Here is a 16,584-nt window from a genome sequence, read left to right as displayed (position 1 = left end):
AGCGTTTTCATACAAAATTCCTTTTTTGTCAGCGGACTGCTGGATGCTCAGCTTAGGGTAAGCTCACGTTACCCTTTCTGGCTCATTTGCACTTTTAGTGATGGTCGAGCTGCGTATTTTGCTCTTCTTCACCCAAATTCAACGTCGGGGTACTATCAAAGAAATTCCACGGTTTGATCAAGGTATAAACCCACTCTGTTGGCATGATCGGCCATTCTTCAGCACGCGCCACATGGGTGGTTCCTGTGGTCATCCAGACCACGAGGTCTTTGTTTTCAATATTGTCATTGTTGCTAATGAATTGACCTAAGCCTGTGTCATGAGTCGATCGGTTGGAATATTTCCCTTCAGGATAGCGTTCATCTGGATTGTACTGCGTCACCCAAATTTGCTTATCCATAAAATTCAAACGTTTAAACAACCATTCATCTTTGGAAAAATTGGCTCCTTTCGCCACAGGGTGTGTTCCACCTGCAAATGGAATCAATTGGTAAGAAACAGGATTACCTAATTTATTTTCCTTGTTGAAATTGGTCAGTAAACGAATGGTAGATGGATCAAATTTTTCAGCCGCATTTTGCTCATTGCTAATCACTTTACTGTCAATTTGCATCGTGCTTGTACGCACACCACCTCTGTCATTGGCCTTCACCACAGGGTCCATGTGCATAAAGCTGTTGTTTTCCCCATCTACATCCATATCCAAGCGGAAGTTATAGATGTGTTGATGGGTTGTACCCACGATATTATGGTCAATCAGAGTGCCATATTTAGTGTCTTCTTTGGCGGTACTGTCATGCATGGTGCGTGACTTAACACCTTTAACCGCTTCAATACCCGTTGCACCTGCATTAATGCCAATCACGCCATTTTGGGCAAAGACCCAGTCAAACATGTAATCGTAATTACCCACTGTGCTAATCCAGCGCACGACAAGTTCACGGCGTGCTTCACTTGCGTCTTGATCACCAAATATTTCTTGGTGTTTGTATTCAGGCCCTGCATAGCGCTCAAAGATGGCTATTGCGTTTGGAATCACTTGTGGCTGGCCTTTATAGTCTGCTATGACCGCATCCAGTAAGACTGCATTTTCTGGTGCATCAGTCCCCAGTTGAATGGCTGATGTGAGTGTTCCCATCCCATACTCACCTGAGTCCAGATAAGATTTAAAGTACCAGCCCATATCTGGATCACCATATGGAACCACCATACCGCCCAGATTACCTTCATACATGACCTTACGTTTTACGCCTTTATCTTTGTATGTCACGGTTGAAAGTTGCAGGCCAACACGAGAGTCTAGTGCGACATGGAAACACCAATTCCCCCAATGTACGGTTTGTCCTGTAATGGTAAAATTCTTGCCTTCAGGCTCACTTATATTGAGCGGCTTAATTTTAGGTGGTTTGGTATTTTTGGTGGCATAAGGACGATCTACCATTGGAACAGGAATCATTGCCCCTTCTTCGATTTTGATAATTTTTTCTTTATCCAGATCCACCACAGCGACCAGATTTTCAATCGGATGCGCCCAATAGTTACCATCTCCCGTATCGAGATAAGACACAACTTTTAAAACGTTAAGCTGTTTATCCAAGCCATCTTTACCGCCAAAATAGCCGACAGTTAATGGATTGGTAATCACTTTCTTGACATCTGTGATGCCACGTTTCCGTAAAGCATCCTGATATTCTTTGCTTGCTTCAATCACACGTTGTACAGTCTCGAAGTTATCCAGTAACACCATACCGTGTGTATCTTTAAGGACATTCCATTTCGTGACTTGCTGTGTATTCAGATTTACTTCACCTTCAATCGCTTGGTTGCCTTTTAATAAAATAAAAGAGGCCATGCGATCATCTTTATATTCTTTATGATTGATAAAGAAATCCCAAACTTTGGCCTTTTCAGGTTCTTTAAGCTTTAACTCAGCAAAACGCATATTTTTATAGGCATATTTTGAGCGATTAATCACATCAAAAGTCTTTTTGATTTCATCTGTATTTAGACTATTGAGAGGATGAAAGGTATTTTCAACTTTAAAAGTCTGATCTAAACCCGACTGAAACACTTCATTGAAAAAGTCTTTACCAATAACGGGTTTACCATCTTTAATTAATAAAGGTACGCTCAGTTTTAAGGGTTTTCCATTGACCAAAACCTGATCTGAATTAGGTTTGGCTCTGACCTGCATGGAACCTTTGGTGATGGTGTAGCTATTGGTAAAATCATCTTTAACAACTTTGGCGCCCTGCTCACTCATGTTTTGATAAAGCGGTACCATTTCGGCATGTCCACCATGCGCATAAGCCTGCGTAGTCAAGCCCCAACAGCTCGCAGCAATGGATAGGTTAAGCGCTAATATTTTTTGTATATCTTTGAATAATTGTTGTTTAAGCATCATCTTCATCCTTTTCTGTCTATCCCTGAACGATCTTTGATGGATCGTTAAAATGCACTTTCCACTGTGTGAAACAGGTAAGATCAACCTAAGATTTTGGTTTTCTTTGGTCGTTCAAACCTTTCCTTATTGATTTAATTTCAACACAGTTGCATCGGTCTAGCTTGTTCAGGAATGACCTCGAACTTGTCTAAAAATGACATCAAAAATGCTTAAGCCAACATCGTTTCCCTAAATTCTTTCGGAGAGATGCCATAGGTTTTTTTAAAGATTTTTGAGAAATGAGCGCCATCCCAAAAACCCCATTTCAAGGCAAGCTGGGTAATCGAACTTTGTTTATTTCTTTTATCCAGTAGATCTGTTTTGACTCTTTCCAAACGTTTGAGCTGTATATATTTGTTAATCGATAGGTTTTCTTGGACAAATAATCGATAAAGATGCCGTAGCGATACACCAATATGTGCGGCAATGAGCTTAGGAGAAAGATCAGGTTTGGCTAAATTCTCAATAATATAGCGCTCGGCTTTTTCTAAAAGATTATCGGTATGATTCATATTTTTATAATTAATGGTCGGCTTGATTAGGGCAATCAGCGCATCTTCAAATGCATTGCCATCTTCAGTCGCATACCAGAGTTTAATATTTTCAGGCGACATATTTTTCAGAATATTCTTGAGTAAAAAACCGCTCATATTTTGGGTAATGAGTTTGCCAAAATACTCCGAACTAATATGCTCTTTCAGTAACTTTTCCCGAGACAGATGCACCGAAATTTGACTCACCAAACCTTGTGGAAACATCGAAATGGTTTCAACAGGATCAAGTAAAACGATATCACCCTCATTCAAGGTTAAAGTTTCATTTTTATAATTCAGCAGCATTTTTCCTGAATATTGCAGAATCAAAAAACAAAACCGATTATTGACCCGATCGACCTCATCCGCTTTTCGGACAATTTTATTGGCATTATTTTTGATAAAAGCAATCTCGGTATCACCCAATAAAAAACACTGCACCTCACCAATGAATAAATTACGGGTACCATCAAAATCCGTTTCAAAATTGCCGCATACATTTTTAATATGATGCGTCCAGCTTAACAGTGCATCACTTACATATTGGTTCATCCGCTCACGTCCTTGTTGCTACGGTATTCACACGTTAAATTTTTCTGTCAAATATACGTCCTTGCACATTCTTTTTATTGATTGCTTAGAGAGTTGATATAAGAAAGCTGATAAATCGTTTCAACTTATCAGCCTCATCCTGCTTATGCTACACCAGCAAAGTCTCTTAACATGGTAATAAAAATATCTTTTTGCTCATCTGAATATTTTTCAAACACCTCATTTTGATGGCTATCTGCAATATCAAATAGATAGTGTGCAGTTTTTTTGCCTTTTTCGGTCAGTTTAAAAAATCCGTCGCTCTCAATCAGCAAACCGTCCTTTTGCAAAATCGATGCAGCCTGCTCCACTTCTCGCATCGGCATGGCAATATCACGTGGCAAATCTGCCTTATTCGATGCAGTCCCGCTACCGAGCACCAATAATAAACGTGCTTCGCTGGTGCGGAAACCAGTTACCAGTTGCTTGGGAATATAATCGGTCTGATAAAACTTGAATGCACGGCTCATCAGATAACAAACATTGCTATATAAATGGCCTTGATGCATTTCACCAATGTCTTCAGCTTCAACCGTCTCTTTTAACTGGAGTAAGGGATGAGGAATCACACCCGAGTAAGCCCCTTGATGATAAACCAGCGGACTACGTCCTTCATCACGGAAACGCACCACTTTGCCAATAATAATCCAGTGATCACCACCTTCAATAATGTCATGACGCTCACATTCAAAGACCGCAGAACAGTGATCCAGAATGGGTGCCTGACCCGCCCCAGTCTGATAACTGGTGCCTTCATATTTATCGATATTACGGCGTGAAAATTTATTGGATAACTCGATCTGCGAGCCCGATAGAATATTCACGGCAAAATGTGAAGCCTGTTCAAATACTGGGAAACTAGATGAGTTTTTATCAATACTCCATAAAATTAGCGGTGGATCTAAAGACACTGAATTAAAACTATTAGCAGTTACACCTACCTTTTCACCTTGTTCATTTTGCGCGGTCATGATGGTGACACCTGTCGCAAAATTTCCCAAAGCACGTCTGAATCGCATTGGATCTATTGTTATTTCATCCATTGATTTTAGTGAATTCATTATTCTCTCCTGAATCTTTTATCCTGTTTCTGACCGATATTTGATACCAATTTATCCTGATTAAATCGCTTAAATATCCAGTACCAACCGTGCTGACTTAGAACGTGAACAGCACACCAATATCTGCTCGTTACTGGCTTTTTCTTCATCGGTAAAATACACGTCGCGATGATCAGGTTCACCTTCGATCACATCGCACATACAGGTACCGCAAACGCCTTGTTCACATGACATTTCAATCTCGATGCCTTCACGCGCCAACGCCTGCAAAATGGTTTCTTCTGCATTGACCATAATGATCTTGCCACTTTGCTGTGCCACGACTTCAAATGCATCACCACCTGTTTCTACTTCAACCTGAAAATATTCCTTATGGATTTGCTGTTCGGGAAAATTCTGTGTCAGGGCTAAATTGATCACCCAATCCATAAATCCATTCGGGCCACAGGTATAGATATGACTATCTTTATCAATGTCTTGAATGGCGGATTGGAAAAACTCACGGTGGCTCGCCCCTTCCGATTTAAAATGAAAGGTCGTGAAAGGTGCCAAGATGCCATGTTTAATTTCATCGACAAAAGCACAGCGTTCTGGGCTTGCACCGCAGTAATGCAGTTCAAAAGAAGTGCCTTCCTGTGCCAACTGATAAGCCATCGTAATCAGTGGGGTAATCCCGATACCGCCACCCACCAACACAGCATGTTTGGATTTCACTAAAGGAAACAGGTTTTTCGGTTCACTGACCTGAATCTGCATGCCATCCTTTAAATCATCAAAGGCCGACACTGAACCGCCACGTGATTCTGGATCGCGTAAAATCCCAAGTCTAAACTTACCGACATCATTCGGGTTTTGACATAATGAGTACTGACGCACCATGCCATTCGGGAGGTGCACATCAATATGCGCACCCGCTTCAATTTTGGGTAATACGGTCGAATTTGCAGATTCAAATTCCATGACTGCAACATTCCCACCTTCGACATGACGGTTTTTTACCACCACGTTATACAGTATCGTCATGATTTCTCTCCCTGATATGCATCTCGCCTGAGGCTTAACGCATAAATAATCCACCGTTAATATCCCATGTTGCCCCTGTCACAAAAGCTGCACTTGGACTTGCCAATAGCGCACAGGTCTCGGCAATAAATTCCATGCTGCCTAATGCCTTAACGGGAATATTTTGAATAAATTGCGCCATTTTTTCGTCAGACACGACACTGTGCACAATCGGTGATTCCATTGGCCCAGGCGCAATCGCATTCACCGTAACGCCTTGGGCTGCAAACTCTTTGGCAAAGATTTTGGTCAGGGTAATAATGGCGCCTTTAGTCGCTGCATAATGCGCACCAGTTGCAGTACCACCATTTTGTCCGGCTAGAGATGCCATATTGACAATACGACCATACCCTTGCGCTGCCATATATTTGCCAATGATCTGGCAAGACTGGAACGTGCCACGCTGATTCACTTGCGTGATCATGTCAAAATCCGCCGCGCTAATCTCTAAAACAGGCGTTGCTTTGGTCATGGTGGCATTGTTGATTAACACATCCAGTTTTGAGAATGTCTGCTGAATCCACTGCACAGCTGCATGAAAATCAGCCTCAACGGAAATATCCAGTTTCAGTGGAAATAGATTCTCTGCATGTGGACTACGCGCTTTGGCTTGCTCTGCTTTCTCTAAAGTACTGGCAGACAGGATCACCTGATGCCCTTGCGCTGCAAAATATTCGGCAATGACATTCCCTAAACCAGAAGCGGCACCTGTGACTAAAACAACCTGTTTCATTTTTTGCTCCTAGAGAATGTAACTGATACCCGCCAAGGTATCGGTCGAGTTAACTAAATTGATAATTTTGTAGTTGATCTTAAACCCTTGTTCTGCATCACGAACCAAATGGAAAGTCACGTCAGCGGTATAATGTTTAAGATTTTCTTTGCGGAACTCACGCAAGTTTTGTGCGCAACGTAAGACAATTTCACCATCTTCATCTTTGAGAATACGAACGCGTGACACACTACGTACCGTATTGGCTTTTGGCGAAGCTGAAATCGCCTCACCATTTTCCAGACGGGCAACGCGTAATTTACGCATGTGATGATCGTCATACGCATAGTTCAGATTATTTTCATAATCCGTCAGTTTTGGATCGATCGGGATGATGTACACGCCTTTTTCATTCCAGAGATCCAGCCAGCTATCATGCTCAGAATGATCCAGCATATCCGCTTCTGCCCAGACAAATGCAGTCACTTCATTGAGTAAATTTAAATCGGTTTTCATGGCACTCTCCTTAAGCCGTCATCAACTTTTTCCACTGCTGATAAGCAGCACGCATCCCTGTTTCAGCACTCACATCGCTCTTTAAGCCATCTTCAGTTTTGACTTCACCTGGCAGACCGCGATTCAGCATAATCCATAAATCATTACCGGCATTGGCACCATGTTGTACACGCTCCCATGCTTCTGAATCATCTGGTGTACCGAAGCCAAACGGCCCTTGGAAATGTTCGTGTAGACGTAAACGATACTGGTTGGCAATTTGTGGGCCACCATCCATGGTAATCACGGAATGATGAATTTCAGTTTCATTGACAGAAATCGGTTGCATGACACGGAAGAACGCCATTGAGCAGGCAATATTCGGGAAGATGTTCAGGTTAAATCCAGAACCACCCACCGCACGTACAATACGGCGTACTTCCAGTTCTTCATGTCCTTCATCACGCAAGGCTTGAGCCAGGTCTTCAAAACGTTCCTGAATTGGACGTTCCATCAACTCTTCATCCAGATCAACCAGTTCAGGAATCATCACCATCACACTGTGACCATTGCCTAAGTCTTCGACATAGCCCGGTTGATTTTCAAAGTTAAACAGTTCTTCGGTTTTTTCATCGACTGAACTTAAGAATGACTTGTGTACCAATGGGAAGTGGTAAGCATCGGTAGTATTTTCCAGCTGGATTTTCCAGTTACCCGGAAAACGGAAACGATGTTCACCTAACACTTTGATCGGATAACCTGCGCCTTGTTTCATGAATAAGTCGATCCACTTTTTCGCAGCGCCGAGGAAATCTTCTAAAGGTTCAATATCCTGTTTAAAGGTCGCGAAAATCATGCCGTTGTACTCTTCAACACGCAGGCTGATTAATGGAAATTCAGATTTATCCAGACATTCGCCATAGCTTTCAGGTGAAGGTACACCGCGTAATGAACCATCCAGTGCATAACTCCAGCCATGATATGGGCAAACAAAACTGTTGGTTTTACCTTTTTTATGTTCGCACACGGTTGCGGCACGATGACGACAACGGTTCAGCAGAACATGCACTTTTTTCTTACGGTCACGTACCACCACAACAGGTTGTTTGCCAATATTGATGGTCTTATAACTGCCTGCATCAGGAATCTCACTGGCATGTGCCACCCACACCCAAGTGCTGTAATAAATCTTTTCCATCTCTTCTTCAAAGATGCGTTCATCTTTATATAAAGAAGTGTGGGCACGATCACTTTGAACTAACTCGTTGTAATCCATTTCAATGTTATGCATTGGAATAATACTGTTCATATCAACTATCCTTTTCGATCTATCCATCAGTTTATTGCTGAGACGGTACTGGCAATGTGGCTGTACTATCCCAGTGAGATACAGGGCGACTAAAAATGTTTTCAGTCTGAAAATGTTTGATCTTCCAGCGACCATCGCTTTGCTGTTTAAATTGCACGGTGAGTTTGGCGGCATTTAAATGGCTACGACCATCACGGAAGGTTGAGGTTTGCAACATCAACCAGCTGGCATTGGCCTGATCTGCTTCGATATAAATTTGCTCTGAGCTAACAAAATGCGCATTCATGACAAAATGCGACTGCTTTTGGGTGTAGCTTTTGAACATGTCATAAATGGCTTGCCATGAAGCATAACGACCAAAAGACTGAGCATATTTTTCGCCTATGCCTTCCCAAACGCTGTCCTGATCAAATAAATCCATCAATTCATTCAGGTTGGTATCGGCATTCAAGGCATCACAAATTTCCATATAACGGTTAATGCAGTTACGGATCGCATTTTGGGCTTCAAGCTGTTGTAGACGTTGTAATACCACCGTTAAATCCACTTGCGCATTCATGTCATTCATCCTTGCCATTCCAATCTTTAATCCAATCAGGCTTATAAATAACCGGGTGCTGGTTTCATGCCAAAGCTGACCAAACCTGCATTCTGTAAAGTGGCATCGCCCATAAAGGCATGCTGGGTCACCACATTGGTATCATTCACAAAGCGGCTAAATGGGTTATGGGTATAAATGGCTGTCATCCCTGCCAGCATCTGGATTTTGCGCGTTACACGGGCGCAAACACGAGCCACATGGGTGCAAGACAAACGCATATCACTGATCTGTTCTGCGCTTGGGGTGCGTCCTGCCAGCACTTCATTCCAGACGATTTGCATGGTGTCGTAGAACCAGACGCGTGCAGCCTTAAACTCAGCTTCAGCTTGGGCAAATTCATATTGAGTCACTGGACGATTGGCAATTTCGGCCCCACCAGTAATCGAAGATTTACCGGGTGCCAGTTTTTGAAACTCTTCGAGCGCTGCGGCTGCGACACCAATTCCCACCACGGTTAAGACCTGAGTGGCTAAAGATAAAGATGGATATTTAAAAAATGGCTCAGGGAGTTTTGAAGGTTCACCACGGACAAAAGTCCACTCCTTCGCCACCAACACATCTTTCACCACCAAATCATGGCTGCCTGTACCTTTCAGACCGACCGTGTCCCACGTCATATCGATTTGAGCTTTATTGGCTGGCATCACCGCCATACGCGGTAGACCTTGGGCTTCGTTGTCCTTTTGTGGAGAAATGCCAACACCGACAATATCCGCGCCCATACAGCCACTGGAAAACTTCCAGCGCCCACTCACCACCACACCTGCATCGGTAATTTCAGCGGGTTGTGGAGGGAAAATACCACCTGCAAACACAATGTCAGGGCTATCTTTATACAACTGCTCAAGCGTTGCTTCTGGCAAACTGCCCAAATAGGCAGGACTCATACCAAAACTTGCGACCCAGCCAACTGAGCCATCGGCCTTAGACAATTGTTCGATCAATTCACAAAACTGTTTTGGAGACCATTCATTGCCACCAAAACGTTTTGGAACCAAAGCACGGTAAACGCCAATCTGTTTTAGTTTGTCGATGATGTCCTGACTGACATAGGCCTGATTATCGAACTCCCCTGTGCAGGCACGTTCACGAATTTCCTGACATAAGGCATCTAATTGCGTTGTATTGCTGTCCATTACAAATTCCTTTGTCGCTAAATGATTCATTCCCTAATTCCTTGTCATTTATTGCGCAGCTTTCACGATATATTTCGCAATCGCACACAAATATTCATCCGCATTCCGTTTCGCCACAATTTGTAAACCCACTGGCAGACCTTGTTCAGTTTCCAGTGGTACTGAAATCACAGGATGCCCAGAAAGGTTAAATGGTCGAACCAAACCAGTAAGATTTAAAAAAGCCACGGTATTTTCAGCATCAGCAACCTTAGGCGGCAGCTGCGGCAAAGTCGGTAAAATCAAGGCATCGTATTGGGTCAGCAAAGCATCAATCTCAGCGGTAAAATCTGCTTTAACCTGTTCTGCCTGTTTGACTTGGGCCAATGTGGTGTCGGCTGCTTTCAGCAAACGTCCATTGACGTCAGCACCCAACAAGCCTGTTTGGGTCAACTCACCGTAAGCCTGCCAATTTTCATAATTAATGATCTGCATGCCCGCATCGAAGGCGGCTTCAAAGCCTTCCAGCGTCACAGCTGATGCTGTCAGATTGGCTTGGTTCAGATATTGCTGGATCGTCTCAATGACGTCTGAATCAGCATCAACATTGAGCCACGCCAGTTTCGGTGCCTGTGCTAATTCAGCCTGTGCATGGAACGTTGGATCAATGATTTGCATGGCACTTTCAATCATTTCAACTGAATTTGCAAAAGGGCCAACACAATCCAGTGAACTGCTAGCTGGATGGACACCTTGACGGCTAACTCGCCCAAAGGTTGGCTTTAAACCATACACTCCACAACATGCCGCAGGCATACGAATCGAGCCGCCTGTATCCGTGCCTAATGTGAAATCTGCCAGACCAGCTGCAACTGCCGCCGCAGAACCGCTAGAGGATCCACCCGGAATCAATTCAGGATATTTTGGGTTAATCGCCGTACCAAAAGTATGGTTAATCCCTGTGATCCCGAAAGCCAGTTCATGCAAATTAGTTTTCGCCGTAATTTGACAATCTGCTGCCAAAATACGCTCGACGACTTCGGCATTGGCAGTTGCGGCTTGACTCTGCATCAAGGCTTTACTGCCCGCCATGGTTTTCATGCCTTGAATATCAATGGAATCTTTCACCATGACCTTCAGTGCACCTGTACCTTTGTGTACCTCTTGTACAACAATATTCATTCACTTTTCCATGTATTTTTATAATTAATACAAATATCGGAAAAAGTAATGTAATTGTCAAGTATTTTTCATGATGAAGAACAAAGAAAATGTTTCTAATTTTTGTATAATGATCATCGTCCATTTTTATAAAGTTACGACTTGGCTATGCTTACTCATTTAGAACAATTTCTACCTAACAATGAACCGAGCAGCTTACAAAGCTATCCTTTTTTCTGGATCTCGCAGGTGAATGGTAAATACACACAGCTTATTGAAAAATCAATAAAAAAATTAGGAATCGATAATACACGTCGTAAAATTATTTTAAGTACCAATGCCCTGCAACAAGCGAGCATTACCGAGATTGCCAACCTTTCTACGCTCAAACTAACGACGGCAACCAAAGCCATTTATCGTCTGGTTGAAGATGATATTGTGCAAGTTTTTTCATCAGAAGCAGATGAACGCATCTCAATGGTCAAGCTAACCGACAAAGGCAAAGAGCTGGTCGAACAAATTAATCAGATCAGTCAGGTCACTTTATCTGGGATTCTGAATGCTTTTGATGATGCTGAACTGCATCAGCTGAATGGTCAATTGAAAAAACTGTTTGATTTGATGCCATCGAGTTAAGACAGCAAAAAACCCATGTCTATTCAGAGATGGGCTTAGGTTTCAATCAAATCTATTGCTGATTGAAAATATTAAACGGCGGTTTGAGCTGATTTGTGGCGATTCGGTCTGAAAAAGTATGCAGTACTTGCTGTTTATAAGCTGCAATATCAACTTGCTGATAATTATAAAACCCCTGCTTTTCTCTCAAGCCATTACGTTGCTGTCGCATATTCTCGGCAATAATCTCAGGCGTTCGATAACGTTCCCCAAGTTCTTGCTGTAAATATTGCGAAGCATAATACAGAATATCGCCACCTCCCCAGTCAATAAATTCCAGCAAGCCCAGTACAGAAAAGCGCAGGCCGAATCCAGTCCGAATAGCAATATCAATATCTTCTGCCGAAGCCACACCTTCTTCCACCATTCGCGCCGCTTCATTCATTGCCAGCGCCTGAATCCGCGGCACGATATAACCTGCTCGAGCATTACAAACCACGGGCACTTTGCCAATTGCCTGCAAGAAGCTTTTCAAGGTATTTACTGCCTCATCTGAAGTTTGCTCAGAACGACTTAACTCAACCAGCGGAATCAGATAGGCAGGATTGAGCCAATGCGCATTCACCACCCGTTCTGGATGAGAAATCATGTGCGCAATATCCGTGACCAGAAAGGTTGACGTCGTCGATGCAACAATACAAGTCGGCGTAATATAATGATCTAGCCAAGTAAAAATATCTTCTTTGGCTTGCCTAACCTCGGGTACACCTTCCATCACCAGATCACAGTGGGCTAAGACTGATATTGAAGCCTCGCGACTTAAAATCTTAATCTGATCCAGAATAAATACGGTTTGTTCAGATTGAATAAACTGGATACTTTCCAACAACTGCAATTCTTGTTTTAAGTCGGTTTGGATCTGAGTCTGATATTGCTCAAACTCAGTCTCCGTGCGTTGTCGGGCATCGATTAAAGCCACGTTTAATCCCGCATAGGCAAAGGCAATTGCAATGGCTTTGCCCATTCGCCCAGCGCCGAGTACGGCAACGTGTTGAATTGGGTTCATCCTAAACTCCTTGCTGCAAAGTCGCTTGCAACTCAGCTTTGCTTTTATTTGCCAGCCCCAGATTCTCAAACGTCCGTCCGTCCTGATACAAATCCTTGCCTGTCACCGCAGAAGCAATATTCAGTAGTCCTTCTGCCACAGGGGTAGCGACACCCGCCCAACGTCCCACTGAAACCAGAAAGGATAGCCCCAGACGCGTATCTTCCAGCATGTAACGATGTGTCTGTAAGTTGATGTCCTCACGCCAGTCACCACTATCGGTTAATTTGCCATGTGCCCCACGGCCATACATCCATTCATCTCCTTCACCATCTTTATTGTAGTGGTCTGCTAGTGGAAAATGCGGTGCAGAATAACCCAATGCTTCACGTACATGCATACGCTCTGCGTCAAGCTGATTGGTGACACGGCGAATCGAAGGTTGTGTGCCTTCATTATGAATATCCCAAGCCTCAAAATGTTCCAATGGCCCCGCGTTCATCAAAATCAACGGTGGATGAATAATCGGTCCCGCATTCATTAATGCACCACTCAAGCTGTCTTCAATTGGCTCAACACTTGGATACGCCTGTTTTAAAATTTGGAATGCATGCTCGGACAAGCTGCTTGGGAATACCCCCGTTGGTAGACGGGTTGCATAGCCACTCACCACGATCTGATTGACCCCGTGCTTACGTACCAAATACGGTAAGGTTCCTGTTTCGGCAAAAGCCACTTGTGCTGTGTTACCTGCCTCGCGCATGGCTTTGGCAAAAATAAAAGTACCAAAGGTTGCAGGCGGTAAATACACCACTTGGCCCGCTTGAAAGAAAGGTGCAGCCTGCTGAGCCAAATCCAGATGTGTGGTTGCGGGTAAAGGAATAATAATCAGCTCGGCATGCTGAATGGCATGTTGTAAATCATCGGTCAGATTAATCTGACTCTGCTCAAAACCGACAGTGACAGCACGATCTCCTTGATAATCTTTAATCTTAAGTTCGCCTGTTGCCGCCAACTGTTGTAATGCGTCGCGATCACGGCGCCATAATTTCACCTCATGACCTTTTTCTGCCATTTCCGCCGCTGCTGCATAACATCCGTGTCCACCACCGAGTACTGTAATTTTCATGTGCGTTCCTGCTGCTTGATTTGTCATTCAGCATAGAACGGTCAGCGTAAACGGGCTTATCCAAATGCGCAGTGATTATTCCATTTACGACAGTGTTTCACCCAGTTGCACAGGATTCATTTTTAAGGTGTGTGAAGGCAGACAGCCGAAGCGCTTTTTATACAAGGTAGAGAAATGTCCAAAACTTTGAATACCATGATCCAGTAAAATATCGGTCACAGTTTGATGATCCACTGCCTGCTGTAAAGCGGAATGTACCCGTTCCAGACGTTGCTCACGGATATATTCGACGGGTGTCTGCTGTAGATATTGGCTAAAGCCCTTTTGTAGGCTGCGGATCGATACCTCACAATATTGACTCAACGTTGCCAATGAAATCGCTTGATGCAGATTGTCCTGAATATACTGCTGTGCTTTTTTGATATAGCCTGGCACAAGCTGCTGACGCTGTGCATTCAACTGCTCACTATAATTATTGGGGATTTTAAGCAAAATCAGCTCAATCAGATATTGAGTAAAACTGGCTGAAATAAAGCTCCAGTTCTGAATATTATAATAGGCATGACAGAGATAATTCAGCGTTTCTACAATTGAGCTGATCCCTTCCGCAGTACAAGATAAACCGCTATCGAACCAGACAGGTGCCTGACTGGTATGGCCCAGCATTTTAAACAGCTGGGTTTCGATCTCTTGTTTGGACAATTTCAAAATAATATTACGGCAATGCTGATTGGTGACAATCTGCTGTCGGGTATACGGATGCGTGACCGACATAATACCTACGGATTGTAGCAGTTGCTGGTTTGCCGCCCCGACCTGACATTGCCCTTCCAGCGTAATCCTGAACAGGTAAAAACTCGAACTGTCATCAATACAGATCACCACGGGTGCACTATATTTCAGATCATACAGCGCCCCATTGCCAAAACTAAAACCATTCAAGCGCGTGTTCAGCGGCTCTTGGGTCTCAACATCAAAACGATGCGGGCAGAGATAATGACTGATTTGATCTTTAATGGTCTGGTAATCATTGGACTGAAATAATAAAAATTCATCCAGATAATGTAAATGATCCAGTTTAAAACTCGTTTGCATCACTTCACTCCCTTCTTATGAATGTCACGGGCAAAGCACAAAGCCCATTGCAAAAGAATGGGCTCTTAACACTTGCACTTTGATCAGATCAAGAAGCATGTTCCTGTTGCATACTGTCGCTAAATGCCTGACAGCCTTTTTTCAATAGAATGAAAGCTAGTACACAAGAGATCGTCCCAACAATTGACAGTGACATCCCGACCATCAATGGATTTTCAAAGATTTTATCGGTAATCAATGCCACCAATGTGGTGCCTATCCCGACCGCAACCAGATTACTAATCAACAAGAAAACTGCTGAAATTTGTGCACGTAACTGATTTGGCGCCAGCATTTGCATAGCGGTGGTTGAGATCGGCATCGGGAAGGAAGCAAAGAACATCGCAGGCACCAGAAACACCACCGACAACCACAACTCATTCACTTGCGTAAACACCATCATCGGGATAATTAAACCGACAATACCAATCACGCCTGTAATCATCGGTGCATCTTTACGACCCTTCTGAATAAACCAGTCATTCAACCAACCTGCACAGAATACGCCTAGAATATTAGCCACCAATAACACACTGCCCAGCATATAACCCGCTTCAGTCGGGGTTAAACCAAACTTACGCATATAAAATGCGGGCGACCAGCTGATCAGGCAATACAAAGCCATTGCGTAGAAGGTAAAGCCTAAATAATGACATTTAAAAGTACGGCCATGCTTTTTGATAAACTTAAACGCATCTTTCATGCTGGTCTTTTCAACCTGCCCCTGTGCATTTAAACGTTGGCCTTTACGCTGTGGCTCTCTTACCGTCAATAAAACCAGTAAACCAATAAATACCCCAGGTAGACCGACAATAATAAATGCAGCTTGCCATGCCTTGAGTGCACCAAAAACTGGAACCATGATGGTATCCATATTTTTCAGTAAACCAATCACATAACCACCCACCAGAAAAGCAATACCGCCACCAACAAAGGAACCTATCGAATATACCGCCACAGCACGGCCTAGCTTGTCCTTACTAAACATATCGCTAAACATCGAATAAGCGGCAGGTGACAAAGCAGCTTCGCCCACACCCACACCCATACGACTCAAAAATAGTTGAATAAAGTTTTTACTTAGACCACAAAATGCCGTTGCAATACTCCAGAACACCACCCCGATAGCAATAATTTTTGGACGTGAAAAACGGTCTGCCAGATAGGCCAGCGGCAAGCCCATAAAGGCATAAAACAATGAAAAGGCCAAACCATGTAATAAACTGAACTGTGTATCGGAAAGACCAAGATCGGCTTTGATTGGCTCAATCATCAGCGCCAGTATTTGCCGGTCGATAAAAGAAAATATGTAGGCCAACATGCAGAGTAATACCACATACCATGCATATATATTTGAGTGAGCACGTGTTGGCTCTGTTGAATGCGTATCCATCTTGCTTCCTTGTCAATGTATTTTTCTAATGCGTCTTCTTATTGAAGGCTCCGTTGACCAGAACTCATCTCCTTTTCTGGCAGACCTTCAATAAGGTAAATTTCCTCCTTCTATAATTATTATTTTTACATGGAATTTTCCATAATATTTTAGGTATAAAGTTATACCTTTTTTACCAATTCAGC

15 protein-coding genes are annotated in these 16,584 nt (G+C 43.3%); 1 reads left to right on the top strand and 14 read right to left on the bottom strand.

Going from position 1 to position 16,584, the window contains the following annotated elements; genetic code table 11:
• Positions 1-94: 94 nt before the first annotated feature.
• From tynA to AWW72_RS05920, 10 genes are all read right to left on the bottom strand, one after another.
• Positions 95-2,410: a primary-amine oxidase gene (gene tynA, locus AWW72_RS05965; protein ID WP_171254682.1), complete on the bottom strand. Its 2,316-nt coding sequence runs from the start codon at positions 2,408-2,410 to the stop codon at positions 95-97.
• Between the two features lie 203 nt (positions 2,411-2,613).
• Positions 2,614-3,528 (bottom strand): transcriptional regulator FeaR, encoded by a 915-nt coding sequence (feaR, locus tag AWW72_RS05960; protein ID WP_062846716.1) that lies wholly within the window; start codon positions 3,526-3,528, stop codon positions 2,614-2,616.
• 143 nt (positions 3,529-3,671) lie between these two features.
• The gene (locus AWW72_RS05955; RefSeq protein ID WP_171067002.1) at positions 3,672-4,631 is read right to left on the bottom strand and encodes a p-hydroxyphenylacetate 3-hydroxylase reductase component; all 960 of its coding nucleotides are present in this window, start codon (positions 4,629-4,631) and stop codon (positions 3,672-3,674) included.
• A 66-nt stretch (positions 4,632-4,697) separates the two neighbouring features.
• A complete protein-coding gene (locus tag AWW72_RS05950) occupies positions 4,698-5,651 on the bottom strand; it encodes a PDR/VanB family oxidoreductase (protein ID WP_062846715.1) in 954 nt (317 codons plus the stop codon).
• Between the two features lie 34 nt (positions 5,652-5,685).
• Positions 5,686-6,423: an SDR family NAD(P)-dependent oxidoreductase gene (locus AWW72_RS05945; RefSeq protein ID WP_004771101.1), complete on the bottom strand. Its 738-nt coding sequence runs from the start codon at positions 6,421-6,423 to the stop codon at positions 5,686-5,688.
• A 9-nt stretch (positions 6,424-6,432) separates the two neighbouring features.
• Entirely contained in the window at positions 6,433-6,918 is a 486-nt protein-coding gene (locus AWW72_RS05940) for an aromatic-ring-hydroxylating dioxygenase subunit beta (RefSeq protein WP_062846714.1), read from the bottom strand.
• A 10-nt stretch (positions 6,919-6,928) separates the two neighbouring features.
• A complete protein-coding gene (locus tag AWW72_RS05935; RefSeq protein WP_004771099.1) occupies positions 6,929-8,206 on the bottom strand; it encodes an aromatic ring-hydroxylating oxygenase subunit alpha in 1,278 nt (425 codons plus the stop codon).
• Between the two features lie 31 nt (positions 8,207-8,237).
• Complete coding sequence (locus AWW72_RS05930) at positions 8,238-8,765, bottom strand: nuclear transport factor 2 family protein (RefSeq protein ID WP_062846779.1); 528 nt, start codon at positions 8,763-8,765, stop codon at positions 8,238-8,240.
• 41 nt (positions 8,766-8,806) lie between these two features.
• On the bottom strand, positions 8,807-9,973 hold the full coding sequence (locus AWW72_RS05925) for an acyl-CoA dehydrogenase family protein (RefSeq protein WP_062846713.1): 1,167 nt from the start codon (positions 9,971-9,973) through the stop codon (positions 8,807-8,809).
• 18 nt (positions 9,974-9,991) lie between these two features.
• Complete coding sequence (locus AWW72_RS05920; protein WP_004771096.1) at positions 9,992-11,104, bottom strand: amidase; 1,113 nt, start codon at positions 11,102-11,104, stop codon at positions 9,992-9,994.
• A 147-nt stretch (positions 11,105-11,251) separates the two neighbouring features.
• Between AWW72_RS05920 and AWW72_RS05915 the strand changes: the two genes are divergently transcribed.
• Positions 11,252-11,719: a MarR family winged helix-turn-helix transcriptional regulator gene (locus tag AWW72_RS05915; RefSeq protein WP_004771095.1), complete on the top strand. Its 468-nt coding sequence runs from the start codon at positions 11,252-11,254 to the stop codon at positions 11,717-11,719.
• 52 nt (positions 11,720-11,771) lie between these two features.
• Here the strand turns inward: AWW72_RS05915 and AWW72_RS05910 are convergent, their stop codons facing one another.
• The 4 genes from AWW72_RS05910 to AWW72_RS05895 all read right to left on the bottom strand — a co-directional run bounded on the left by AWW72_RS05910 (position 11,772) and on the right by AWW72_RS05895 (position 16,399).
• Positions 11,772-12,764 (bottom strand): 3-hydroxybutyryl-CoA dehydrogenase, encoded by a 993-nt coding sequence (locus AWW72_RS05910; RefSeq protein ID WP_062846712.1) that lies wholly within the window; start codon positions 12,762-12,764, stop codon positions 11,772-11,774.
• Between the two features lies 1 nt (position 12,765).
• Complete coding sequence (locus AWW72_RS05905; RefSeq protein WP_062846778.1) at positions 12,766-13,872, bottom strand: NAD/NADP-dependent octopine/nopaline dehydrogenase family protein; 1,107 nt, start codon at positions 13,870-13,872, stop codon at positions 12,766-12,768.
• 84 nt (positions 13,873-13,956) lie between these two features.
• Entirely contained in the window at positions 13,957-14,967 is a 1,011-nt protein-coding gene (locus tag AWW72_RS05900) for an AraC-like ligand-binding domain-containing protein (RefSeq protein ID WP_062846711.1), read from the bottom strand.
• An 88-nt stretch (positions 14,968-15,055) separates the two neighbouring features.
• Positions 15,056-16,399 (bottom strand): spinster family MFS transporter, encoded by a 1,344-nt coding sequence (locus AWW72_RS05895; protein WP_004771091.1) that lies wholly within the window; start codon positions 16,397-16,399, stop codon positions 15,056-15,058.
• Positions 16,400-16,584 lie beyond the last annotated feature (185 nt).

The organism is Acinetobacter sp. NRRL B-65365 (genome assembly GCF_001605865.1).
GTDB lineage: Bacteria > Pseudomonadota > Gammaproteobacteria > Pseudomonadales > Moraxellaceae > Acinetobacter > Acinetobacter vivianii.
Note: the sequence above shows the minus strand (reverse complement) of the source record. Positions and strands in the feature narration are given on the sequence as shown.

Coding starts and splice junctions, on each gene's coding strand:
- tynA (WP_171254682.1), bottom strand. CDS start 2,410: ATGAAGATGATGCTTAAACAACAATTATTCAAAGATATACAAAAAATA.
- feaR (WP_062846716.1), bottom strand. CDS start 3,528: ATGAACCAATATGTAAGTGATGCACTGTTAAGCTGGACGCATCATATT.
- AWW72_RS05950 (WP_062846715.1), bottom strand. CDS start 5,651: ATGACGATACTGTATAACGTGGTGGTAAAAAACCGTCATGTCGAAGGT.
- AWW72_RS05945 (WP_004771101.1), bottom strand. CDS start 6,423: ATGAAACAGGTTGTTTTAGTCACAGGTGCCGCTTCTGGTTTAGGGAAT.
- AWW72_RS05940 (WP_062846714.1), bottom strand. CDS start 6,918: ATGAAAACCGATTTAAATTTACTCAATGAAGTGACTGCATTTGTCTGG.
- AWW72_RS05935 (WP_004771099.1), bottom strand. CDS start 8,206: ATGAACAGTATTATTCCAATGCATAACATTGAAATGGATTACAACGAG.
- AWW72_RS05930 (WP_062846779.1), bottom strand. CDS start 8,765: ATGAATGCGCAAGTGGATTTAACGGTGGTATTACAACGTCTACAACAG.
- AWW72_RS05925 (WP_062846713.1), bottom strand. CDS start 9,973: ATGAATCATTTAGCGACAAAGGAATTTGTAATGGACAGCAATACAACG.
- AWW72_RS05920 (WP_004771096.1), bottom strand. CDS start 11,104: ATGAATATTGTTGTACAAGAGGTACACAAAGGTACAGGTGCACTGAAG.
- AWW72_RS05915 (WP_004771095.1), top strand. CDS start 11,252: ATGCTTACTCATTTAGAACAATTTCTACCTAACAATGAACCGAGCAGC.
- AWW72_RS05910 (WP_062846712.1), bottom strand. CDS start 12,764: ATGAACCCAATTCAACACGTTGCCGTACTCGGCGCTGGGCGAATGGGC.
- AWW72_RS05905 (WP_062846778.1), bottom strand. CDS start 13,872: ATGAAAATTACAGTACTCGGTGGTGGACACGGATGTTATGCAGCAGCG.
- AWW72_RS05900 (WP_062846711.1), bottom strand. CDS start 14,967: ATGCAAACGAGTTTTAAACTGGATCATTTACATTATCTGGATGAATTT.
- AWW72_RS05895 (WP_004771091.1), bottom strand. CDS start 16,399: ATGGATACGCATTCAACAGAGCCAACACGTGCTCACTCAAATATATAT.